The following is a 15,996-nucleotide window of genomic DNA, read 5'->3' on the forward strand; positions in this document are numbered from 1 at the left end:
TCCTGCGCCCAGTCGTCTGGCATTCCCAAAAAACGACTGGTAAACCGGCGTGCATAGTGGTAACCCCGTGAATGTTCGGTGGCATAGACGGGCTCCACCCGGAATCCTTGCGGAGGGTTCTCCAACCATTCCTTCAAAATAGAGCGCACGAGACGCTGAATGCCTGTCTTAAGATCGGATATCACCAACGCTGAGATATCGACTAACAATTGTTTTTTTAGTGGCGATGGTGGGAAGTTCTCGGCTAGGCAGGATGCCAGTGACGCAAGTTTTTGATCCTGCATATGGTTTTTTGCTATTTCTGAAAGAAGACCAGGCAATCCTAATTGAGCATGATCATAACTTTGCTCAATAGCTTCAAAGTACATTTGGGCGCAGGCTTGTGGCGCGTGTTTGGTGCGCACAATAGCCAGAGCTTTAGAACCCAGTTGTTGTCTTAATTCGCGGTCATTCGCAAGTGTGGTCAGGGCAGCAACTAAATCCTCGTCATCAAAGTCGTCTGGCAACATCCATACGCCATTTTCATCCAAGTCAGCCATGCTGCCATGTGTGTTAACAATGGTAGGCAAACCATAATTCATGCAGTCCAGAACCGTGCCGGATGTTTCCCCGCGCGATAATGTGCGTAACTGAACTGCAATGTCAGAGGTTGCGAGATAAGCACGGAAGGTTTCCGTATCCGTCCATCCCGTGATGCGAATTCGCTTGGCGTATTCACTGCCGCTAATGGTTTGGAGCAAGTCTTGGCCGTATTCTCCACTGTGGTTTTCACCCACAAATACAAGCTGCACCTTGGGGTTGCCAATCAGCGGGGAGGACAAAAAGGCTTGCAGTAGCCGATGGTTTAGCTTGGTGGGGCCCAGCAGACCAAAAGAGCAGATGATCAGGTCATCAGGCTCGAACCCCAGTTGATGGCGTATTGCCCCCCGATTTAAAGGCTCAGCGGGAACACGCAGGTGCGGGATGACACGCCAGTCCGCCGCAGCATTAGGGCCATACCACTGAGTCGCAAGTTTCTGTGAATACACACCATGAACGATGACACCATGTGCACGCTGTAGTGCCGGCAAATTGGCCGGATAATGCCAAACGACATCCGCAGTATCGCTGGCCGTGTAGCGATCCTTGACCGCATGATAACCATGGCTTGAATATAAAGCCTGAGCCCAAGCATGTGGTGCGACACCATGCATATCGCGGTAAGCCTGGAGGTGCGAAAGGAAAAAGTCATGCAATACAACCACCCCCGGAACACTATCCAGCAAAGGGAACATGTGTTGGTGAAAGTGAGAGTTGCCGAAGTGGTACATGACCCTGTCGAATTGGTGATGATTTTCTTTAAACCAGTTCACGGAGCGTATGGGGCAGTGTTCCTTGATCCAGCGATCCTTGACGTCTGTCTGGTCAACAATCACTTCAATTTCATAAAAATTTGCCAACGCTGGGAGCAATTCAGCACTGTAGTCGGCAATACCCGATCGTTCCGGCGGCAACGGCGATATATAGGCCAGCTTTGGTCGGTACCGTTGCGCGAGGTTTTGATTGGTTTCGGCATTCTGAGGCTTCATGTTTGAATGAAGGCGTTGCATGGCATCTAAGGCGCGTCGAGCGCTTTCATCCCAAGAAAAATGTTCAGCCTGAGTTTGGCTGTGGCGAACCAGTTGGTTACGAAAACCTTCATCCGTGAGGCCACGCTGAATCGCTGCAGTCATTCCCTCGTCAGAATGGGGGTCAAAAAGTGCCTCTTGCCAACCAATGACCTCCGGAATACTCGACGTGTTCGCACCAATCACCGGCGCACCGCAACGCATCGCCTCAAGCGCGGGTAAACCAAAGCCCTCGTGCCATGTGGGAAACACAAACAATGCGCAAAGATTATAAAGCGCAAGCAAATCTTCATCTGGAACAAAGCCCGTGAGTGCCAGTTCACCGTTATCAAGGCCCTGCTCCTTGGCTAGGCGCTCCAGCATGGCCCTCTGTTCAGGCTGCACGGAACACACGATAGCTAACTGATGATCTCTGCGAAGTTGTTGCGGCAACCTGGCATAGGCGCGAATCAAGCCCTCTATGTTATTGGGGTAGTCAATTCCGCCCGTGTACATCACGAAAGGCCGGGGCAAGCCATATTTCTGCCTGATGCTTTGCTCTTCATCGGGAGAAATTTCCATTGGCTTAAAGTGAGCGTCCACGTCACTGGATATATTGATGACCCACTCTTCGGGTAGGCCGAGATGTTTAATACCTTCGCGGCGAGATGAATCCGAAATAGCAAGCCACAGATGGGCGCGGCGCAGATGCTCAATTTTTGCCTGATACCATTTTTCCACGGTTGGGTTTTCAAGGTAGGGCTTAGGGTGGATGTAGGGGATTAAGTCATAGAGTGTAACGGCAGTAGGAATGTCCTGACCAAAAAGAGCAATACTGGTGATGGCATCATCAACCAATCCCTCGAATAAACTGGTGACATGCACCACATCCGGTTTAAGACTGGCCAGAAAGGCTTCACGCATTAGTTGAGCCGACCGGCGGCGCGCGGCGTTATTTGTGTCAAGCTCAGCGACCGGACCAACGGCCTGCCATACATGGATATTTTCTTTTGGAATCAGGCCATTGAATGCTTCTCGAATAGGCTCGATAGTGTTTTGAAACAGCCCGTTCAGCGCAATATGTAGATCATGGTCACCCCGGTTACGCGCCATAGCCAAAGCAAGTGAGAGCGAGTAGCGGCCAATACCTCGAAGGCGATTAGATGCTTGCGCGCCTTGCATATCAATCACAATCCGCATCAAACGCCCTCCTTGTTGTGTTTTTCCATGGCTGTTTTCAGGTCCAGGTAGATTTGTCGCGCGCGGGGCGATAGATCAGCTTCGTGCGGTTGGATAGTTGGTGTTGCAATAGGCAGCGATATTGGGGTGTTTTGAAAACGAATGCTCCATAAACGCTGCTTAAGACGCGGAAACCGATTTAATACCTTAAGTACAAATCGTTTTAAGCGGGGGCGGGTTTGAACGGTGGCCATGGTTTTGATCAGAGCGGAGCGAATCATCCGGCGCGGACGGCTACCCGGCTTAAAGGTTAACCAGGCAATGCTTCCACGCACGAACCAGCGGGCGAATTTGCCCGCAAGCCGCAATGATTTAGTCAGCTTCCACGATCGACTACAAACGACGGCTTGATAGTGTTGATTAATAACTTGGGCATGAGCTTCAGCGTGATTGGCACGTTCGTTGGCATGCGCAGCTTGAGCCTCGGCATGCGCAGCTTGCTCGATCGCGATATTGGCTTGCGTTAATGCAGAGCGGCTTAGTGATTCAATCTCAGAGAACCGTGTTGCAAGCGACGCATCATAGCGGCTGGCCAAATTGCCAAGATTCAGGCCATATTCAAATTCAAAATCAGGATTAAATAGATCAATCTCAGATTGCCTTCCCGATTTTTGGGCAACAACCGAATAATCTGGGCTGACCCCAGCTAAGACATCCATCAAAACAACATCCGTTTTCTCTCTCAGCGATTCTGGTTCCTGCAACCGTAAAACTTTAGTGCGATAAAACCCCGTGTACTCGGGTAAAAAGGAAAGTAATGCGGGTGGTATCGGACGCTCATGAGTCGGATCGAGGTAGAAATTCGTAGTACCTACCGAAATATTTTCCGGATTAGGTGTTTCAAGAATCAACAGACCTGCGGGTTTTAGCACCCGAAATGCTTCACGCACCAATTCCATCAGGGTTTCAAAGGGAATGTGTTCCACCACGTGAAAAGCAGAAACCACCGTTTGGCTTTCATCCGGCAAATCACGCAATGCGGCAATAAGATCTTTATTTTCGGCGTGCAAACCCAACTCATGACAGGATGCCAGCATCCCGTCATCCATATCAACGCCATAAGCTACAAACCCATATTCATTGACCAACTCTAGCCACTCGCCACGGCCACAGCCTAAATCAATCACTGGACTCTGCGGATATATTTTGAGCAATGACACCAAGAAAGGTACATAAACCTGTAAACGTTCTTTAATCAGAGATCGTGAACCACGGTGTCTATCTTCAAATGCGCGGTAAAAATTCAGGTCACTCATAAATTACATCCTGATCTTGAAGGCCGAATACCTATTGCTCCAGCACGATTTAAACCGAAATAAGACTTGAGAGCCATTCGTGTTGAGCCTAACGAAGCAAGGATCTTCGAAAGGGTGTGAGTAAAAGATCTCATGAATAAATTGGGCGGGATCAATAATTAACTTGGTGTCTAGCCGTGTATTAATACTTCCAAGGCCAAAACTTTCTCATTGACCAATCCTGAGTTTCGGCGAGCTTCCACATTCAGTCGCAGCAATGGCTCCGTATTCGAACCTCTCAAATTAAACCGCCAATCGTCGAATTCCACACTTACCCCGTCAGTGCGGTCCATTTTGGGGTTCATCGGGGAGAAGTGTGCCAATACACGGTCAATGGTGCCCTGCACATCGTCGACGCGATAATTGATTTCGCCGCTGCAGGGATAGGCGGCCATGCGTTCATCGACCAATTCGGCAAGCGTTTTACCGGTTTTGCTCATGAGTTCGGTGATGAGTAGCCAAGGGATCATGCCGGAATCGCAATAGGCAAAATCGCGGAAGTAGTGATGCGCGCTCATCTCGCCGCCGTAAATGGCATCTTGCTCGCGCATGATTTGCTTGATGAAGGCGTGGCCGGTTTTGGACTGGATGGGGATGCCGCCAACTTGCTTGACTTGCTCAATTGTGTTCCAGGTCAGGCGTGGGTCGTGAATGATTTTTTCACCCGGATATTTGGCCAGCAGGGTTTCGGCCAACAAACCAACCAGGTAATAACCTTCGATGAATCGCCCTTTGGCATCGAACAAAAAGCAGCGATCAAAGTCGCCATCCCAGGCGATACCGATGTCGGCGCCTTGCTCGATCACTGCCTGTGATGTGGCACTTCGCATTTCGGGCAAGAGCGGGTTGGGTACGCCGTTTGGGAAGTTGCCGTCGGGCTGTTCGTGAATGTAGTGAATATCGAAGGGCAGATGTTTTTCCAGCAGCCGCATGACTGGCCCGGCACCGCCATTGCCGGGATCGGCGACGATTTTGAGCGGTTTGAGGGCGCGGTGGTCTATGTAGCCGAGCAGGTGTTGGATGTAGGCGGCTTTGTTGGTGTCGGTGGTGATTTTGCCGTGATAACCAATTCCCCTCTCCCCCAGCCCCTCCCCCGCTAGGGGGGAGGGGAGTAAAGCAGCACGGTCGCGGATGGCGAACAGGCCGGTGTCGCCACTCACCGGGCGCGCGCCTTCGCGCACGAGCTTCATGCCGTTGTAGCCTTTGGGGTTATGGCTGGCTGTGACCATGATGCCGCCGCCCACGCCTTGCGCCTCGCAGTGGAAGGTCTGGAAATAGACTTCTTCGGTGCCACACAGGCCGATGTCGATGACATCAGCGCCCGCCTCGGTTATGCCGCGCATCAGCGCTTCGGCCAGCATGGGGCTTTCGAGACGCACGTCATATCCGACGACGACGGTACCGGGATTGATTTCATCCACAAACGCCCGCCCGATGAGATAGGCGAGTTCGGCATCCAGCTGCGCGGGCACTTGGCCGCGAATGTCGTAGGCTTTAAAGCAACTCAAGTCCATATCAGCAACGCCCATAGTGGTCTTCTGCGCGGACGATGTCGTCTTCACCCAGGTAATCGCCGCTTTGCACTTCGATCATGACGAGGTTAATCACGCCGGGATTTTCCAGGCGGTGCATATGCCCAGCGGGTATGAAGGTGGATTCATTGGTATTCAATAAAAAAACCTTGTCGCCATTGGTGACGCGCGCCATGCCGTTGACGACAATCCAATGCTCACTGCGGTGATGGTGCATTTGTAATGAAAGTGTGGCACCGGGTTTGACTTCGATGCGCTTCATTTTGAAACGCTCACCCTCTTCCAGCACCGTGTAGGTTCCCCAGGGGCGATGCACGGTTTGATGTAGAAGGTGGCTTTCATGTCCGCGAGCCTTGAGTTCGGCCACGACTTCGCGCACATCTTGCGCGTGATCCTTGTGTGCGATCAGCAGCGCGTCGGGCGTATCGACCACAATCAGGTTATCGATACCTACGGTCGCCACGAGGCGATGTGGGCTACGGACGAGACAGTTATGGGTATTGATGGCGACGACTTCGCCATCAAACACATTGCCCTCGGCATCGGAAGGCGACGCATCGGCAAAAGCCGTCCAGGAACCAATGTCGGACCAGCCCATATCGGCGGCGACAACGGCCACACGCTCGGAGCGCTCCATGATGGCGTAATCGATGGAGATATCCGCCATGCGTTCAAAATCCTCTGGCTGGAATTCCACCATGTCCATGCCAGCCACATGGATCTGATTGGCGTGCTCAACCGCGATTTGGCAAGCCGCGAGCAACTCGGGCGCATGGCGTTCGAACTCGGCGAGGATCGTGCTGACCTTGAAGCAGAACATGCCACCGTTCCAGGAATACCGGCCAGAATCTAAATACGCTTGAGCCGTTTCACGATCCGGTTTTTCAACAAACTGGCGCACGCGATAAGCGGCGACACCTTCTTCAAGGGCGAGTGGCTCTGCATCTCGTTCGATATAACCGAAACCGGTTTCAGGTGATTGCGGCGCAATTCCAAAGGTAACCAGCCAATTTTGATTAGCGACGTTTTTCGCCACCTGAACGGCCCCGGAAAATGCGCCAACGTCAGCAATCAGATGATCGGCTGGCAATACGAGCATCAGCGCATCTGAGCCTGCACGAACTTGTAGATCCAGCGCGGCCAAGGCGATGGCTACAGCCGTATTTTTGCCGGTAGGTTCCAGCAATAAACGCGGCCGTTCAGCTGAGGAGCCGCGCAGTGCATCCGCAGTAAGAAACCGCAAAGACTCGTTCGTGATTACCGTCAACGGGGCGACTGAAGGAATCTGCTTGATCCGTTCAATCGTTTTATCGAACAGGGTCTGCCCATCGACCAACGGCATGAACGGCTTTGGGAATGCCTTGCGTGAGGCAGGCCACAAACGCGTACCAGCCCCGCCACTTAATATGAACGGATAGATCATCAGATTGCTTCCCAACTTTCATTAAATTCTGACGCTAGGGTCATTTTGCCATGGCTCAATTCAAATACCCGATCACATAACTCACCCAGAAGCGCGTGATCATGCGAGGCAAACACAAAAATCTCGGCCTTGGCGATCAAATCACGCATGCGAGCTTTAGCTTTTTCCTGAAACCCGGCATCGCCCGTGCCGAACATTTCATCGACCAGCAGAATTTCCGGCTGGCCGCTGGTGGCTACGGCAAACATGAGCCGCATGGTCATACCAGACGAATAGGTACGCACGGGCAGGTTTAAGAAATCGCCCAACTCGGTGAATTCCTCGATCTCGGGGATTTTGGTGCGCATTTCCTTGAGCGGGATACCCATGAGCATGCCCATCCGCAGAATGTTCTCATAGCCGGAGAGTTCGGGGTCCATGCCAGAGCCAATCTCAAGCACCGTAGCCGTGCGCCCTTCGCGGATCACTCGCCCGCGATCCGGGGTATAGATGCCCGCCATGGTGCGCAACAACGTGCTTTTACCGGCGCCGTTGTGGCCGATCAATCCAATCGAATCGCCGCTTTTCAATTCAAAGCTGACACCATCCAGTGCGGTAACCGCGACGGTTTGCCCTGCCTCTGCGGCGATTTTCCCACCCGTGGCAATCCGCATGAACTGATGCCGCAACGATTGCGCGCGCGCGTTGTAGATGGGGTATCGGATCGATACATGCTCGAAAATTAAATGCGCCATGGCGCTAAATCCAATACGGGATGCGGGTGCGGCGGGCGTGGAACAGCCAGAGGGTCACGAGCCAGCCGATCACCGTCATCCCCAACAGCACCGGCCAAACGAACCAAGGGCTGGTATGCCCCAAAAGCGGATCGCGTACAGCAGTGATGAAGTAACTGAACGGGTTCACCCAGATTACCCAGCTACCCACGCCCAACTGTTCGGCCTTGAATAGCACCGGCGACATAAAGAACAGCAGAGGCATAAAGTTGGCAATGGCAGTTTCGGTATCGCGATAACGGGCGGCAAACATGCCGATAAACAGACTCATCCAACTTAAGTTGAGCACAGTAAGCAAAAAGGCAGGCAACGCCAAACATGCGCTCCAATGCCATTCCGGCGGGTAGATGAGGAACACGATCACAATCACGACTGCGTTATGCGCCAGATTGATCAAATGCCGCAAGATGAGTTTCAACGGGTGAAAAAACATCGGCAGCTGCACATTACGAATAAGCTGCGCGTTCTGAATGAATACTTGACTGCTTTCGGTAATGATCCCGGCGATAAATCCCCAAAGAATCAAACCCACGGTGAGCAACGGGATGAACTGCGCCTTGTCCATCTTGAACAAGGTACTCCAGACAAAACCCAAGCCACCAACACCGATAGCCGTGCCCAAAGTAAGCCAAAAGGGCCCCAGCATGCTGCGCTTGTAGCGTGCCTTGGTGTCACTCCAGGAGAGAAACAACGCGGCAGGCATATTGGCTAACGCGCGAACGATATCGGATCGGGTATCACCAGAACGGGTATTCATACTGGATTCTTATTGAACGAAAGACGGCATGATAGCGGTTTATGCTGGGGCGATAAACCAAAAACCAAAATCAGAATCTTAAGTGGAATAGAAACAACAAAGTCAGACGCCCTCTTCCTGAACGAATAACTGCCACCATTGATCACGTGTGGATTTACGTGTTTTAGAGCGATACATGGTGGCATCGGCCTTGCGCAGTAGGGTATCGCCATCCTTACCGTCCTGCGGATACAGAGCAAACCCACCGGACAAACCTACCGTTGCCAACCTATCTGGCGCCACCTGAAAGCCTTCTTCAACCGCTTCATGCAGGCGGCTGAGTGCTAACTGCAAGTGAGTAATGACATGATCCGGGTCAATATCACCAATGACGACTACAAACTCATCCCCTCCCAGGCGCACAAGGAAATCCTGTGCGCGCAGACGAGATCGCAAGCGCCCCGCCAACTCCCTCAAAAGTCGATCGCCCGTTTCATGCCCAAACTGATCGTTGACGGGTTTGAAATCATCCAGATCCATCATGCCAAGCACCAGCACCCGGCCATCGTTTCTGGCCCGTGCGAGTGCTTGAGGTAAATAGTGTTCCAGGGCGAAGCGGTTGGGCAGATCAGTCAGGCGATCGTGTCGGGCTCGGTAGGCTTCTTCCGACTGCAAGGTCACAAGGCGTTGTTTGTTGTCCAATTCATCCAAACCACGCCCCAGCAATTCGGCCACCCGTTCGCACAGCTCGACGGTTTGAGGATCGAATACATCATGCTCCTCGGAAACAAATCCCATGACTGCCCACATCTCGCCGCCTCGTCTTACGGGTGTGACCAACGCAGAATGCCACCGATGCGCTCTAAGAAACGAATGGTATCCATCAAGCCGCACGTTACCCAGCAAGTCATTTTCAATTGCCGTCTTCTGGGTCAGCCATGCCCGTACGATGAGTTGATCCCGCGCGCTTTCGGCAACCACTGAGATGACGCCTGGTAACTCTTCAGCGCCACTACCGGTAGACGCGAGGACATCCATGACGCCATCGGCATTTGGTTTCCTCAAGTAGATGGCATTAAAAGGAGTTTCGTGAACAAGCTTTTCGCAGGTACCCACGAGCATATCGGGCACAGTTTGTGCACGCAGCACGACGTCTGCCTGCTGCATAAGCGCACGATACAACCCTTGCAAGCGCATGATCTGGTTACGCTGCCGGATGTTCTGCAAGCCACGCTCGATGCTTAGTACGAGGTTTTCAAAAAATGAAATAGCGTCCTGGTCGAGCACGTCTTCGCTATGGCCACATACCGTGAGCACAGTCGAAAGTGCACCGCCAATACGAATCGGCAAGGAGACAATACTCCGTGCAACAGGCCCTCCGCCACTATCGTCTGTCGATGGACGCTCATACGAAAGGAATAGGGTTTGATTTTCGCGCCAGCATCGCTGAGCCGGGTGCTCTTTTCCCAATTGGCTGGAAGACAACGGTTGCTCACCCTGAATGGAGAGACATTCCGAATGCCAATTCACCTCACCTGAGGTTGCCAGAACATTAAAATCGCTCCCATTCTGCTGAGGCGAACCGATCCAGGCCAGTTTCAGAGCGTTGTTCTTACTCAAGGCTCCGCAAACGAATTTGTACAAATCATGGTCTGTGACGTGCTGCATGGTGGCCGGATTGGCACTGAACTGATTGAGCTCGGCCAGCAGCTCCCGAAAACCGGCAATACGATGCAGACGTTGCGCTTGCGCCTCACGCTCGGTCGCATCTAGAACGGTCCAGACGCTATGTATTCCCTCGTTGTCGGTAAACAGCCGACCCGATACATCACATGTCACGACACGCCCGTCCCGGCGCACACAAGCCACCGATTGCCGTTGCACGGCATGGGATTTGGTCATTTTGGAAAACACCTTGTCGAGGCGCGCATATTCAATATCGCTGACAAAAAAATCCCGAACCGGCATCCCCGCCATTTCATCAAGCGTGTATCCAAACATGTGAGCTGCCTGAGGATTACAGCTTTTGACCACCCGATCCTTAACCAGAAACACGCCGACCAGCGCGTTGTTGAACAAAGCGTTTTGCAGCTTCCGGGCATCCAGCCGGTCCAGACCACGCGAGATGCTCAATGCCAGTTCGCGAAGTACATCCTGCAATGGCCCATCAAAGACATCGGGCTCAGCGTGATACACCGCAAGTACGGCGAATATTTTACCGCCGCGCAAAACAGGCAGCGTGGCGGTCGACTTCAAGCCGAACTGCTGCGCCCTCGCCTGCCACGGTCGCAAAAATTCTGTTTTTTCAAAAGAGGTATTGAAATGATCGCAGCCCTCGCGCCAGGTTCGCCCCATTGTCCCTAGCCCCTCCGGCAGATTCGGATCGGCAGAAACAAATAGATCGTCGATAAAGCCAGTCGCCCCGGAAGCCGCTAAAAATCGGAACTTAAGTGTGTCATCCGGGCGAGCAAGCATGACCAGCTTCAGATGTGCGTAGCGCACGGCAAGATCACAGAGGGGCTGAAACAATTCCTGCTCATTCTCTGCCGAGGCAATTTTCTGGCTCACCTTCGCCAGCATGTGATGAAAATCGATCAGACGGTTTTTCTGGTCGGTCAGTCGCTGACGCTCAACGGCCTGATTGGCGTGATGCAGCAGGGCACCAACGAGCGTTGCTGCAAACTCGAGCAGCAGGATATCTTCTTCCGTCGGTGTGGCAGAGGTCATTGCAGATAAGGCAAAGGTGCCGAGCAGGTGATCGTTATGAAATACAGGGTAGGACCAGCAGGACCGCAGCTGCCACTGCTGCGCGATGGGGCGCAAATCATCCCAGCGTGCGTCCGTATCGATATCGCAAACCAGAGCAGGCTCGCCACCATGCGCCGCATGTCCACATGAACCGGCCTGCGCACCGGGCGTCAACCCATTGAGTGCCTCGATCAACCCCTGGGGTACGCTGGGTGCGGCAAACACGTAGAGTTTCTCGCCGCCACCCTCGGCCCACATGATGCTGGCGATCTTTCCCGGACACATCTGCTCGACCCGAAGGCAGACGCGCTCAGCCAGATCCCTCGGCGATTGACCCGCCACGAGATCCCGCAGAACGGACATGGATAGATCGAGAAAAGCTTCTGCGGGGGTAGTCATGAATCAGGACGATTCCTTGTTATCAATGCGCTGCACGACTGAATTCGCGGAGCAATCGGTCTTTTGTGATCTTCATTCAAAGACCAAAGAGTCAACTCAACCGCCTCATCATAACCAATTTACTTACTAAGGCATTCAATTTGATCCAGACCTTGCTTCTCCTGAAAAACCTCGCCGGGAACGCCGTGCCGGAAACACCCCGAAAATCAAGGATAATCCTGCCGTGTCGGGCGAATCATCAACTCGTTGATGTGAATGTGGGGTGACTGAGAAACCACAAAATCGATGGCATTGGCAATATCCTCGCCATACAGCAATGGCCCGAAATCTGTATTGAATTTATCCACCAGATGATCGTCGTAGCCCGCGGCATCCTGAAAACCGCTGACGACAATGCCCGGCTCGATCACCGTCACCCGAACGCCATGCTTGCCCACCTCACGCCGCAACCCTTCGGCCAGCGCCTGCACGGCGAACTTGGTCGAACCATAGACGGCACTGAACGGCGAAATATTGCGCCCAACGACCGAGCCGATCACGACGATATCGGCCGCTTGCCGAGGGAAATCCGCTGCCTGCTTCTCAACCAGCGCCTGCGCCGCCTTCTGCATCAACAAAGCAGCACCCAACACATTGAGCTTGAATACTTGTTCGTACTCCGCCAGATCGACTTCGGTCAGCAGACCACCCAATCCACGCCCGGCATTGACCACGACAATATCCGCCGGGCGCGCGAAATACGCTTGCGCGGCATCCAGAAGCTGATCGACCACCGAGGCTTCACCCGCGTCTCCGGCCACACCAAAAAAGCCATCACCCAATTCAACCGCCAATGCTTTGAGCTTCTCGGCACTGCGGGCATTGCCGATCACGCCGTATCCGCTCTGAATGAATTTCCGTACGGTCGCCTCACCAATACCCGAGGTCGCGCCGGTCACAACAGCCACACGAGAAAATCGTGCGGGTGCCTGGGAAACGTTCTTTATCGGCATATTTTGTATGGATGAATTCTGAACCGATGGATTTTGCTGAGTCATACCAATTCCTCGATGAGCTGAAGGGAAAACCTACCAGAAGCGACCCATCCAAATGGCGCAGCCACCTAATAAGATGAGACCAACATAAAACACCGACCGGATGCCCTGAGCCACTTTCTGATTAATCAGAGGGGTAATGTAGACCACTTTTCGAGTTCCTGTCAGCGGCCACCTACCTCCTCGTCCATTACTCTGTGCGCTTCTGGCATGTGCACGCGCAACCGGGTCAGGCATTTTTGACGCGAAAATGACAAGCGAATACCAATCAGCGCCAACAACAAACCGCCCAGATCCCAAGACCTGGTTTTACCCCCTTCGACTACCCAGAGCCATGCTCGACGTGCAATCAAATACCAAAATCGGTCTCTGACGAGGCGCTGGGGTTGATGACGTTGATTGATCGCAGCCATCAGAAGCATCCCTCTACGTCAGCCGACGCATCCGGGGCTGGTTGAAGGATCAGGGCAAGAGGGCAGCGGACCAGCTCCAACCAGCTCCAAAAGGCCCACCAAAGACTATTCAAAACGATCCATGAATGGCCTCTGAAATCCAGTTGACAGTGTATTCTCTCAACTACGCTTCAGACTCATTTAGGGATTGGAAAATACTTTGGACATGCGCGATTGCTCCGCCACATCCAAGACCTACACTCAGAAGAACACGCCATACATTCAATCAGATGCCCCATTTTCGACACAACCGACCGAGCTAGAGACATGTCAACACCGAACAGTCAATCATCATTTCCTGTTGTCATCATCAACACTGGCGGCACTTTCAATAAACGATACCAGCCGTTGACCGGTCTCCTGACCGTCGCGAACGATGAGCGAACTATTGAAGATCTATTGCATTCAGCGGCGTCGAATCTTGATCTGCATCTGATCGGGGTGGTTCACAAGGACAGTCTGGATATGACACAGGATGACCGCACTTCAGTCTGCGAGACCATTCGCAACTTACCCCCTTCGTTGAATGCGGCACCCATCATCATCATTCATGGCACTGACACGATGCATGAAACCGCCCTTTTCCTCGACGAGGCCGAATTGAATCGAGTTATTATCATGACAGGTGCCATGCGTCCTGCACAGATTGATCCGATTGAAGCATCTCTGCACCTGGGCATGACGCTCGGATTTGCCGCAGCATCACCACACCCAGGGGTGTACATCGCCATGCACGGACGAGTACTCCCCTACAGTCAATATCGAAAAAATCGCAGCTTGGGCATTTTTCAGCCGTCATAAACGGCAAAAGCCCCGCAAAAGCGGGGCTTATCAATCAGGCACGATGGCTTCAACTCAACGCTAAAACCATGCGTCTCAGGCTTAGCAGGAGCTCAGACCTGGATTACCCTTCACACCGATCAAACGCGGCTCGTTGATCTTAACTGGTTTGATGTGCTTCTTATCGCGCAACCAAGTCTCGACCTGATCCCAGATCATCTTGCCGGTATCGCCCGGGATTTCACCCGGTTTTTGCACAGACGCCCAGCCGGCAACCTTGTATTTCTTATTGGGATCCAGCGGCTTGCCATCGAGTGACATCTCGGAAATGCGCTTGCCTTTGACTTCGTTCGGCGCACAGGCGTACGTCATGCCGCCAATACGGACCATGTCGCCACCTTGCTGATAGTACGGGTCTTCGTTGAAAATATTGTCGCACACGTCTTCGAGAATGCCTTTGATTTGCTCGCCGGTGAACTCATTCACGGTCACGTTCGGGTAGGTCAAGCCCACTTCGGTCATCAGGTCGCCATATTTGATCGGCTCGCCCGGAACAAGAGAAGTACCCCAGCGAACCCCCGGAGAGAAGGAGATTTGGCAATCGTTGGCGTCAATGATGGCCTGGCAGATCAGCTGATCCCAGGAACCGGTGAAGTTACCGCGGCGGTACAGCAGACCTTCGTTGGTAGCAACGACTTCATCCAGTCGCTTCTTAGCGTTGAAGGTTTTGCCCTGGAAGGTGACGTCCTGGTTGGTCATCTTCTTGATCAATGCTGCCATTTCCTTATCGGGTTCGATGAAGTCAGCGAATACTGGCAGCAAGTGGTATTTGAAGTCCTGCAATTTGCCGTTCTTGAAGTCCATGTCGAGTACGCCGAGGAACTTGCTGTTTGAACCGGCGTTGGTCACGATGGTCTTGCCGCCAGGGTTCTTGACGATTGTCGGGTGCGGAACCGCATCGTGGGTGTGACCGCCCATAATGGCGTCGATGCCAGAAACCTGTGAAGCCAGCTTCAAGTCAACGTCCATGCCGTTGTGCGACAGTACAACGACGCACTCGGCACCTTCTTTACGCGCCTTGTTGACGACATCCTGCATGTCTTCCGGGTTGATACCGAATGTCCAGCCTTCGGTCATCCAACGTGGGTTGGCAATGGGTGTGTACGGGAATGCCTGACCGACAATCGCCACCTTGACGCCATTCTGTTCGCGAATGATGTAGGGCTTGAATACGCGATCTTCGAAATCTTCGCTACGGATGTTCTGAGCAACGAATGTCATGTTGCCAGCGGCTTCAAGCTGCTTGATGCCATCCATCATGCGGTCTTTGCCATACGTGGCTTCCCAGTGGGAAGTAAAGGCATCGAGGCCGAACAGTTTCTGCGCATCGATCTGGCATTGTGCGTTGGTCCACAGCGCAAGGCCGGTACCTTGCCAGTTATCACCACCATCAAGAACCAGAGCGCCTGGACGCTGGGCCTTCATGTGCTTAACGAGGGTCAGCAGGTGTGCGTAACCGCCAACCTTGCCGTATTTCTTGGCGGCCTCAACATAGTTAAGGCAGGTGAAGGCATGCGCTTCAGGCGTGTTCGGCTTGAGTCCGAAGTGCTTCAGGAATGCTTCACCAACCAGGTGAGGCGGGTTGCCTTTCATGGAGCCAATACCCAGGTTGATACTTGGCTCACGGAAATAGACAGGATCCAACTGCGCGTGAATGTCGGTGTAATGCAGGATGTGCACGTTACCGAATTTGGGCACTTCGTACATGTTGCCAGAGGCACGGTTCGCCTTGACGGTATTGGCAACGGTTTGGTTGCCCGTGCCCGCCTGGGCGGTTTCCAGGTTGATACCGGCTGCCGATGCTGCTGCGAGCATTTGCAGGAATTCCCGACGAGATAAATTCATTCGTTGATCTCCGTTATTGGATTTTTTTAAGTGCGCACGCGCAGTGCAGAACAGGTTTGTCTGAAGCGAACCATTATTAATATCGCCAGAGACC

The 15,996-nt window shown here is 53.0% G+C and carries 11 protein-coding genes; 1 reads left to right on the forward strand and 10 read right to left on the reverse strand.

Features of this window, described 5'->3' with window-relative positions:
* From M7R55_RS08835 to M7R55_RS08875, 9 genes are all read right to left on the reverse strand, one after another.
* The coding region (locus M7R55_RS08835) for a glycosyltransferase (RefSeq protein WP_298220052.1) at window positions 1–2,786 on the reverse strand (2,786 nt) is incomplete at its 3' end.
* Window positions 2,786–4,081, reverse strand: a complete 1,296-nt coding sequence (locus M7R55_RS08840; protein WP_298220053.1) for a class I SAM-dependent methyltransferase — start codon at window positions 4,079–4,081, stop codon at window positions 2,786–2,788. The genes M7R55_RS08840 and M7R55_RS08835, both read right to left, overlap by 1 nt.
* Before the next feature lie 170 nt (window positions 4,082–4,251).
* Window positions 4,252–5,634 carry a phosphomannomutase gene (locus tag M7R55_RS08845; protein ID WP_298220062.1) on the reverse strand — a complete coding sequence of 461 codons (1,383 nt, stop codon included), beginning with the start codon at window positions 5,632–5,634 and terminating at the stop codon, window positions 4,252–4,254.
* A gap of 1 nt (window position 5,635) precedes the next feature.
* Window positions 5,636–7,075 (reverse strand): mannose-1-phosphate guanylyltransferase/mannose-6-phosphate isomerase, encoded by a 1,440-nt coding sequence (locus tag M7R55_RS08850; RefSeq protein ID WP_298220054.1) that lies wholly within the window; start codon window positions 7,073–7,075, stop codon window positions 5,636–5,638.
* Window positions 7,075–7,809: an ABC transporter ATP-binding protein gene (locus tag M7R55_RS08855; protein WP_298220055.1), complete on the reverse strand. Its 735-nt coding sequence runs from the start codon at window positions 7,807–7,809 to the stop codon at window positions 7,075–7,077. Before M7R55_RS08855 ends, M7R55_RS08850 begins: the two co-directional genes overlap by 1 nt.
* A 4-nt stretch (window positions 7,810–7,813) precedes the next feature.
* Window positions 7,814–8,605: an ABC transporter permease gene (locus M7R55_RS08860; protein ID WP_298220056.1), complete on the reverse strand. Its 792-nt coding sequence runs from the start codon at window positions 8,603–8,605 to the stop codon at window positions 7,814–7,816.
* A gap of 102 nt (window positions 8,606–8,707) precedes the next feature.
* Window positions 8,708–11,731 (reverse strand): GAF domain-containing protein, encoded by a 3,024-nt coding sequence (locus M7R55_RS08865; RefSeq protein ID WP_298220057.1) that lies wholly within the window; start codon window positions 11,729–11,731, stop codon window positions 8,708–8,710.
* A gap of 206 nt (window positions 11,732–11,937) precedes the next feature.
* Window positions 11,938–12,768 carry an SDR family oxidoreductase gene (locus tag M7R55_RS08870; RefSeq protein ID WP_298220058.1) on the reverse strand — a complete coding sequence of 277 codons (831 nt, stop codon included), beginning with the start codon at window positions 12,766–12,768 and terminating at the stop codon, window positions 11,938–11,940.
* Between the two features lie 161 nt (window positions 12,769–12,929).
* Window positions 12,930–13,178, reverse strand: coding sequence for a hypothetical protein (locus M7R55_RS08875; RefSeq protein ID WP_298220059.1), 249 nt, complete (start codon window positions 13,176–13,178; stop codon window positions 12,930–12,932).
* A gap of 306 nt (window positions 13,179–13,484) precedes the next feature.
* On the opposite strand from M7R55_RS08875, the gene M7R55_RS08880 reads away from it, so the two are divergent.
* The gene (locus tag M7R55_RS08880) at window positions 13,485–14,018 is read left to right on the forward strand and encodes an asparaginase domain-containing protein (protein ID WP_298220060.1); all 534 of its coding nucleotides are present in this window, start codon (window positions 13,485–13,487) and stop codon (window positions 14,016–14,018) included.
* An 81-nt stretch (window positions 14,019–14,099) separates the two neighbouring features.
* On the opposite strand, the gene soxB is transcribed toward M7R55_RS08880, so the two are convergent.
* Window positions 14,100–15,902 (reverse strand): thiosulfohydrolase SoxB, encoded by a 1,803-nt coding sequence (gene soxB, locus M7R55_RS08885; RefSeq protein WP_298220061.1) that lies wholly within the window; start codon window positions 15,900–15,902, stop codon window positions 14,100–14,102.
* Window positions 15,903–15,996 lie beyond the last annotated feature (94 nt).

Origin of the sequence: Halothiobacillus sp., assembly GCF_027346185.1 — a bacterium.
Taxonomy (GTDB): Bacteria; Pseudomonadota; Gammaproteobacteria; order Halothiobacillales; family Halothiobacillaceae; genus Halothiobacillus.

Coding starts and splice junctions, on each gene's coding strand:
- M7R55_RS08840 (WP_298220053.1), bottom strand. CDS start 4,081: ATGAGTGACCTGAATTTTTACCGCGCATTTGAAGATAGACACCGTGGT.
- M7R55_RS08845 (WP_298220062.1), bottom strand. CDS start 5,634: ATGGACTTGAGTTGCTTTAAAGCCTACGACATTCGCGGCCAAGTGCCC.
- M7R55_RS08850 (WP_298220054.1), bottom strand. CDS start 7,075: ATGATCTATCCGTTCATATTAAGTGGCGGGGCTGGTACGCGTTTGTGG.
- M7R55_RS08855 (WP_298220055.1), bottom strand. CDS start 7,809: ATGGCGCATTTAATTTTCGAGCATGTATCGATCCGATACCCCATCTAC.
- M7R55_RS08860 (WP_298220056.1), bottom strand. CDS start 8,605: ATGAATACCCGTTCTGGTGATACCCGATCCGATATCGTTCGCGCGTTA.
- M7R55_RS08865 (WP_298220057.1), bottom strand. CDS start 11,731: ATGACTACCCCCGCAGAAGCTTTTCTCGATCTATCCATGTCCGTTCTG.
- M7R55_RS08870 (WP_298220058.1), bottom strand. CDS start 12,768: ATGACTCAGCAAAATCCATCGGTTCAGAATTCATCCATACAAAATATG.
- M7R55_RS08875 (WP_298220059.1), bottom strand. CDS start 13,178: ATGGCTGCGATCAATCAACGTCATCAACCCCAGCGCCTCGTCAGAGAC.
- M7R55_RS08880 (WP_298220060.1), top strand. CDS start 13,485: ATGTCAACACCGAACAGTCAATCATCATTTCCTGTTGTCATCATCAAC.
- soxB (WP_298220061.1), bottom strand. CDS start 15,902: ATGAATTTATCTCGTCGGGAATTCCTGCAAATGCTCGCAGCAGCATCG.